The sequence below is a fragment of the Rania fehmarnensis genome, assembly GCF_056494185.1.
Window position 1 is genome coordinate 8,572,248 of the sequence record NZ_CM151398.1, and the last position, 7,532, is coordinate 8,579,779.

4 protein-coding genes are annotated in these 7,532 nt (G+C 52.5%); 2 read left to right on the forward strand and 2 right to left on the reverse strand.

What is annotated here, in order from left to right; genetic code table 11:
* Positions 1–267 precede the first annotated feature (267 nt).
* Positions 268–990, forward strand: coding sequence for a DUF4058 family protein (locus SH573x_RS29170; RefSeq protein ID WP_479351620.1), 723 nt, complete (start codon positions 268–270; stop codon positions 988–990).
* A 371-nt stretch (positions 991–1,361) separates the two neighbouring features.
* Here SH573x_RS29170 and SH573x_RS29175 read toward each other — a convergent pair whose 3' ends face one another.
* Positions 1,362–2,111 carry an SMI1/KNR4 family protein gene (locus tag SH573x_RS29175; protein ID WP_479351622.1) on the reverse strand — a complete coding sequence of 250 codons (750 nt, stop codon included), beginning with the start codon at positions 2,109–2,111 and terminating at the stop codon, positions 1,362–1,364.
* A gap of 1,133 nt (positions 2,112–3,244) precedes the next feature.
* Here SH573x_RS29175 and SH573x_RS29180 point away from each other — a divergent pair.
* Entirely contained in the window at positions 3,245–3,694 is a 450-nt protein-coding gene (locus SH573x_RS29180) for a hypothetical protein (protein WP_479351624.1), read from the forward strand.
* 197 nt (positions 3,695–3,891) lie between these two features.
* On the opposite strand, the gene SH573x_RS29185 is transcribed toward SH573x_RS29180, so the two are convergent.
* Positions 3,892–4,623 (reverse strand): PEP-CTERM sorting domain-containing protein, encoded by a 732-nt coding sequence (locus SH573x_RS29185; protein ID WP_479351626.1) that lies wholly within the window; start codon positions 4,621–4,623, stop codon positions 3,892–3,894.
* Positions 4,624–7,532: the final 2,909 nt, after the last annotated feature.

Sequence of the window (7,532 nt, forward strand, 5' to 3'; positions counted from 1 at the left end):
CGCACGTTTGGACTACCAAGCTGATGCTGCCATCACCACCTTCCCCAGGAACTATGTCCGCACTTCGCAACGGTGTTTGGCTCAGGAGGACCTTCGCCCTCCCGAACACTCGGTCGGTGGAGAATCTGGTTAGAGGGTGCTAAGCGGCTGAGGACAGCCGCTCTACGGAATAATGGGGTCAGGTCTAATTTAGAGGTGTGCTCGGACGGAAATGCGACCTGCCCCCGTTAGTTGCGCGCGGTACAATGGAACGACGGAGACGAGCTTATGCCAATGCACGATTGGACAACGGTGGAGGCTGGAATTTACCATGCATTCCATTCAGTGTGGATTACGGAGATTCATCGAGCGCTAATGAAATTGCTCCCGGAAGACTATTACTCGCTACCAGAGCAACAGGCGGCTGGCTTCGGGCCTGATATTCTGACCTTGAAGAGCGAGGATGACGAATCTGCAACTACTGGTTGTTTAGCAACTCGCACCAGGCCGATCACAAAGCTCTATCAGGAATCCGAGTCGGAGTTCTATCTGAGAAAGAAGAAGTCGGTCGTCATTCATCACGTCAGTGGTGACCGCATTGTCGCGATGATCGAAATTGTCTCGCCTGGCAAAAAGAACTCGGCGCACGGACTACGTTCATTCGTCAACAAGGCGCGCGAACTGTTGCAGCAGAAAATCCACCTGCTGATTGTCGATCCGTTTCCCGTGAGCTCTCGAGATCCACACGGCTTGCATGCGGCAATATTCGATGAGGTGCAGGATGATCCCTTGGAACTCCCTGCAGAAACGCCTCTAAGCGTTTTTCCATATGAATGTGATGAACGGGTACGTACTTATCTGGAACCATTGTCTGTTGGTCAAGCTATCCCGGACATGCCCGTGTTTTTATACCCGGGCATGTATGTTGATGTACCGCTAGAAGCAACCTACATGGCTGCATGGGAGGCCGTTCCTGCACGTTGGCAGAGAGCTATCCTACATGGTAGGTGAAACACCTGCCAAGCCGATGCTTCCGTTAGTTCTTAGTACGGCTCGACAGATTAACACACGTCAGCTTTGAAAAATTGGGGGCGAGCAATCGCATTGTGTTTAGGATTTTGGGTGGCACTGGCAATGCGCAGCATAGCCAGTGCTCAAAACGAAGCGGTTGATATTCGGGCTGCAGTTGACCTGAGCTAATGAAACCGAAGTTTCAAAGCACTCTGAGATGGCTCATTGGCCAACGAGCCAACCCGTCACAGGCTGCACTCTGACATGCTGTATCCAAAACGTCGCTGGCATTGGACCAGAAACAAGGCTGCTAACTGCACGGGCAAACTTGACACGCGCAATCGATTAATCGCATGGACGACTATTTGCAATCAGTCAGGCGAGCTAGCCAGAAATTCACGCATTGCTGTTCGGTCCGGTCCTACTGCAAGATCAAGTGCCAAAGCGACGTCGCCGCCCATCTCGATAAGCACTTTCAAGAACTCAATCCGATTGTTAAGTACGGCGACTTCTACTGCATCATCAAGATCGCCCCATGAGCTTTCGACGTGAACAAGTTGTTTGAAGACATCAAGGTTGTTTACGCGAATACACTGACTCAATAGTGACAAACCTTCGGCAGGCACGAGTTCCCCACCCGACTGAATGTAGCGTTGTACGCTTTCCCAAGGCTGCTCTGCGATCGCCTCTAATGGCAGGGGCTTTTCTTCAAGTTGAAATAGGCTTTGCTCGAACAACGTCCAGCTTGGTGCGCATACGCGATCAGGCTGATTATTGGCACCGACAATGACTCTGGATTCAGTCACACCTACTTCGATACATACGAATTCTTCGCCTGACGTCATGGCTACTGGCAGCAATTTCGGGCCCTCTCGATACTCCATGAAGTCCAAAAACGTGTTGAATAGCCCACCACTATTCTCGGGCTCTAGACGGAGAAACAACATGATCGGATAGGCGAGCAAGGCAGAGCGAACCACTGGCCGACACGCACCGCCGTTATGCTTCAGCAGGAACCGCTTATATTGGGGACAGATCGAACCGCCCACATACGTTTCAAGTTCTTGAAGATCACGCTCAGTGATTGGCCGCCCCGAATGGGAAAGCTGGATGTCAATCATGTTTAGACCCCCAATGCTTTGAAGCGTTGAGAAGGAGTTTCTAATAGTCAAGATCGACTCTAATGAGATCCGAGTACACATCTAGCATTCGAACTTGAGGACACTGTCGTTTCAGTTCTCCCGCACATGCTCGACCGCAAAGCCCCAGGACCAGCACTGCTTGACCCGTCTTGGGTGACAGTGCAGAGTGCCACAACCACTGAAAAAATGGTGGCGAATACTCACATTTCCCAGGTGGGAAATCACGATAGAGAGCCACGAACTCTTCCTGGCTAGGCAGTTCTGTAGGCAACTCCTTCAAGCATGCCTCAGGTATATACCAACATCGTGTGAGACTCGCCATCATGTATGGCCTATCTACGAGTAATACCGGAAACTCAGAGAAAGTTAATACGCTTACAGGAGGCATTGTCCTACCGCGAACAAACATTTTGATGACAAAGGGGATGTTGCCCAAAAGAGTGTACCGCAAGTTGCGCTCACACCACAGTATTTCATGTATGGCCGAATTCACGTTCATAAAGCACTTACGACTGCGCGGGCAGCGGCATGCCACCAATTCCAAACACGAGAAGCCTGTGACTCATCAGATCTTTCTCTAATTCTTCCAACACATCGTTGATGATAGCAGTCATTATTTATGGTAAACCTTGATGATTGTGCCATCGGGCATCGTTACGTCCAGCGTTGGGCCACCACTTTTTTGAACCAGGACGGCGGCGGAAGATCGTCCCATCGGGCAACTCAATTACAATCCCAGGATAGGATCTGCCCCGGATCTGCCCCCAATTGTCGCAAGATTCACAACCCAAAAGGAACGGACATAGACTCGGGGGGCTAATCCGCTGGCATCATCGCCTATTAAGCTGATGCTGCCATCACCACATTCCCCAGGAACTATGTCCGTACTTCGCAACGGTGTTGGACTCAGGAGGACCTTCGCCCTCCCGGACCACATTTCCCCGGAACTTTGTCCGTTGTTCTATGGGATGTTTGGCTCAGGAGGACCTTCGCCCTCCCGAACACTCGGTCGGTGGAGAATCTGGTTAGAGGGTGCGGAGCGGCTGAGGACAGCCGCTCTACGGAATAGTGGGGTCAGGTCTAGACCGCGCGATGGCCATGGGAGCGATCGAATGACTTCAAGAGTTGGTGAAATTTACATACCAATCAGCATCGCAGCGATCCCGGCAGCGCTCTTCGCGTTTCTTGGATTGATCACGCGAACCCTAGATGCACCGGGAGCTAAGGCATCAGTCGCTCTCATCGTAACCATGTGTACAATTGAAGTGCTCGGAATGATAGCCATGGCAGTAGTCATCCTTGTTAGGAAGGAACATGCCACTCGGGCGTTAATGATACGTGCAAATGGCCAGCCTCATGTTTTACGAAGGCTCATGCTATTTCTTTCAATTTCAGCGCTGCTTCTGTTTGACATATCGACAAACTTGGCTGCGGCGTTGCGTGGTGGCGGAGTACTCCTCGTGGCGGCTGTCCCCGCATTTGCAGTGTACTTACTTTTCAATCGCCTCGCTTTTTTGGGTCTTGCCAACACTCCGTATGGCCAGCGCGGCTTTGTAGAATGAGCGCCCCAAGTAACTGCACTGTGGACGACTCGGGGGCTCATCCGCTGGCATCATCGCCTATCAAGCTGATGCTGCCGTCACCACCTTCCCCAGGAACTATGTCCGCACTTCGCAACGGTGTTTGGCTCAGGAGGACCTTCGCCCTCCCGGACCACATTTCCCCGGAACTTTGTCCGTTGTTCTATGGGGTGTTGGGCTCAGGAGGACCTTCGCCCTCCCGTAAAGTAAACCCGGTGTCGACGTCGAGCGCCGATCCAACAGCCAGCAGCGGTGAGTAGTAGCACTGTGCTGGTAGGTTCGGGAACAGACGAGATGCGATTGACAAAGGTGGTGATGCCGGTGAAGGGTACATCATCCTGACTCATAAAGAAGGACTCACCCAAAATGATGTCGTCCAAGATAATGTCCACCGGGCCACTATAACCCGTCGTATCAATCACCAGCTTGGCGATCAGTTGAGGCGCTGCGGTCAAAGTACGGAAACTGGTGTTGGACACAAAGCCAATGCCCATAGAGCCATACTGCGGGAAGACGTCCGAGGGACCGTTGATCGTACTGAGGTCCAAGTCCACTGGGGCGGAACCAACGATGTCCACCGCATCAGGACCATCCCAAACTGTGCCACCCAAGAACTCAATACCCGATTGGCTGTTCTCGTTAGGTGCACCTTGAAAAACGACGGAGATTCCGACTATCCCAGTACCATCGTTCAAGCGGACATTCAATTGCAGGCCACCAATGTTGGGATCGGAGTTGCCAGGAGTGCTAACAAAAGTTCCAAAGATCGATACTATTTGATTGGTCGTATTGGGCAGGAGCACTTCATTACCCACCGCAATAATGAAATCAGCTCGAAGCGGCGCCAAGACCCACAGCGCTAGTACTAGCCCTGCGATTGTTGAACAACTTGCCCGTTGCAGATTCATCATTACCTCAAAACTCTAAAGCTAATCACGTTGTTGGCGTCTTTTTTCTTCGAGTCGTCATTGGTTGTCAGTTCGAACAAAGCCATGTCGACTGCTTGCGAAAGCCGAATCTTCTCGATGCGTTCCAGTTCGCTAGTTGCCAGTGTGCGTTCACCACGCAAGCTGTTGACTGGCACGGTGATCATGCGCAGGGCATTCAGTCCAGTCGTCTGGTTGTTACGAGCTATGGAGATGTCATCAATATCGACGCGGCGATCGCGGTTAAAGTCGTAAATAAAACCGATTGGTGCGGGATTGAGTCCGGTTCGTGGATTATTTCGTGCACCGCTCACATCCACCAGGTCAACGATTGCCTGGTTACCAGCTGCATTGAGCGTACGTGTCTCACCAATGGCATTACCCCAGTAGAAGACAATGGGTGATGAAAGTCCAGTTTGCAGGTTGGCCTTGACCGTAACTTGCAACCAAGTCCTTTGAATCGCATTATCGGGCCAGGTAATTGTCACTCGGCTCGCCCCTCCAACTCCCGCTCCCGTACGGATAACGATGGCAGAAGGCGCGACCGCCGTGGCCCAACTGGCCGGCATATTGTTGTTTCCTACTCGGAATTCAAAATCGCTCGCATTGACCGTGGCAGGCAATCCATCCACGTCGACAACAATCGAGTTAATTCCTCGCGAGTAGTTAGTATAGTTCGACGTAGTGGCGGTACCACCTGGAAGCAAGGGTACTTTATCGACATCCGTAGCCAGATCATCTCCCACGCCTACTGCATTGGCGTCCGTATCAAAGGCACTGTTGGCATACGGAATTCGCAGACCGCCACTGGGAACAAAGGCTACGCGTGTCCATTGCACGGAAACATTTGATCCCAACGAGACATTATCGATATTGGTCACTCCAGATCCCTGCAGCGTCAACTCGTAACTGCCGGCGATATAGGTCAGTTCGCTGGGCAGCGACAGAATCCAAGTGATTCCGCCATCGGAACTAGCCAACGATGCCCCAGCCAAGGAACTTGCATTGCCATTACGTGTCAAGCTCAAGTCGTCGACCGTGAAGCCGAAAACTGGTTGGTTAAAGACCAACGTCACACTGGTAACAGGCGTGGTGCGCGGCGAGGGCGTTATCGGCAATATGGTTACCGTGGGTGCCGCCTGTTGAATCTGGATCGAGCCGCTGGCGAAACTAAATGAGAACGGAGTAACAATCGGATAGCCGCTGGCCGCGAGTGGCGTAGAACCAGCGGGCGCGTTCGATTTCACGGTAAAGGCAACGTCAGCAATCTGGCCTTGCGTGCTTTGTGACGCCGTGGCCCGATACATAGACAGCTTCGTCTTGCCAGTCGCATCATCGGTAAACGTATCAATCGTCCAACCGGATTCCGACTGGAACAGACCTGCCAACTGAATGTCGCCCTGATTGAATCCCGACAATAGATCGAGCAGATTCGTGTCGTAATCGATCGTCAGGTCCACGCCCCACAGACCCAATGCACTATCGGTGATGCGCACAGGTACGTTTACCGTCTGACCACGTTGACCGAGAACGTTTGAGTCGACCGCAATCGTCGGATCTGTACCTGCTTGCAGCTCGAAGGAACCGGCTGGCAAGTTCGGTATCTCAGGTTGCGATGCAGGCGAGAGTCCCTTGCGAGCCAGCCAGGATGAATCGAGTCCGTCGAGACCACCATTCTGATTGACATTGGCCACGATAACAGGATCTGTCCAACTGAATGCATCAAAGCCGTTAAAGGCTCCAACTACTACGCCTGCAATCCAACCAGCATCTTGAGCCGTGTATAAACCATCGGCGTTGGTATCGCCCACGAAGATGGCTTTGTGCAATCCATCATCGGCCAGCGACGGCACCGGTACATTGCCTCCACTGAGCGTGTAAACACTCAAGTTCTCCACACGCACCAGGTCCGAGGCACCATACGGTGTGTTGATCGGTACCGATGCTAACAACCTGGCGATCGTCTGCGGTCCAGCTGGCAACGTTGTCGTTCCCGATAGCGACAAGCGAATCCGGCCGGGAGACTGGACACTGGTCGTCGTTATCCATCCACCGGGCAACACATTGAAGAATGTACTCGGCAGGTTCAACATATTGGGATTGAAAACGACATCAAAATCAATCGCCAGGACATCTGCTCCATCACTGATCATTACTGGAATACCTGGATCGCCATTGTCCAGCGGTACATTGACAACTTGTCCTTCGGTACTGGTCGCGCCACGTGAGAAGTCTGGTATCGAGACCACGCGGGCTGTTGAGGCAGTCACACCAAAAGTAGTTACAAAATCTCCACCCGCAGTTCCATCGTTATCGCCATCCAGCAGTTCACCTGAAAGGCTCTTGAATCCATCGGCGCGACTGAATAACGTCGCGGTGTAACTATCGGACGCTAGCGGTGTGCCGGTCTTGATAAAGGTCAAGGTGTTCGAGGTTGCATCCCATATCATCGAGCCACTTACCGGCCCAGTCGTTGTCCCGACGATCGTTAGATCGGAAGCATCGAGGGCAGTGTCTACGCCGTCATAGATATTGAGCACCGACAAATCCATGGCGGTGTTGAACTGAAAGCGAATGCTGCTGGGGGTCACTTGCGTACTGGTAACGCCCACCAGGGTTGGTACCTCCACGATCGTTAGTGCGAATGTCTGCCGCAATGTTGCCCCGGCAAGATCCGTTACGTCAATCTCGAGCAGGCGTGTCTCGCCTAGTATCAATCCCGTGCGATCGTTGACGACTATCTGCGAGCCTTGAATGGCAAACGTATTACCCACTTGATCGACAATCGTATAAGTATGAGCATCATCGGTATCGACGTCCAACGTGTTCAGCGTTCCGACGACATTCGCCAGCGTAACACGCTCGTTGCCCAGCGAGACGCCGGCGGGCGCGTC

Excerpts from the sequence above, each read along its gene's own strand:
- SH573x_RS29170 (WP_479351620.1), top strand. The coding sequence starts at position 268 with ATGCCAATGCACGATTGGACAACGGTGGAGGCTGGAATTTACCATGCA.
- SH573x_RS29175 (WP_479351622.1), bottom strand. The coding sequence starts at position 2,111 with ATGATTGACATCCAGCTTTCCCATTCGGGGCGGCCAATCACTGAGCGT.
- SH573x_RS29180 (WP_479351624.1), top strand. The coding sequence starts at position 3,245 with ATGACTTCAAGAGTTGGTGAAATTTACATACCAATCAGCATCGCAGCG.
- SH573x_RS29185 (WP_479351626.1), bottom strand. The coding sequence starts at position 4,623 with ATGATGAATCTGCAACGGGCAAGTTGTTCAACAATCGCAGGGCTAGTA.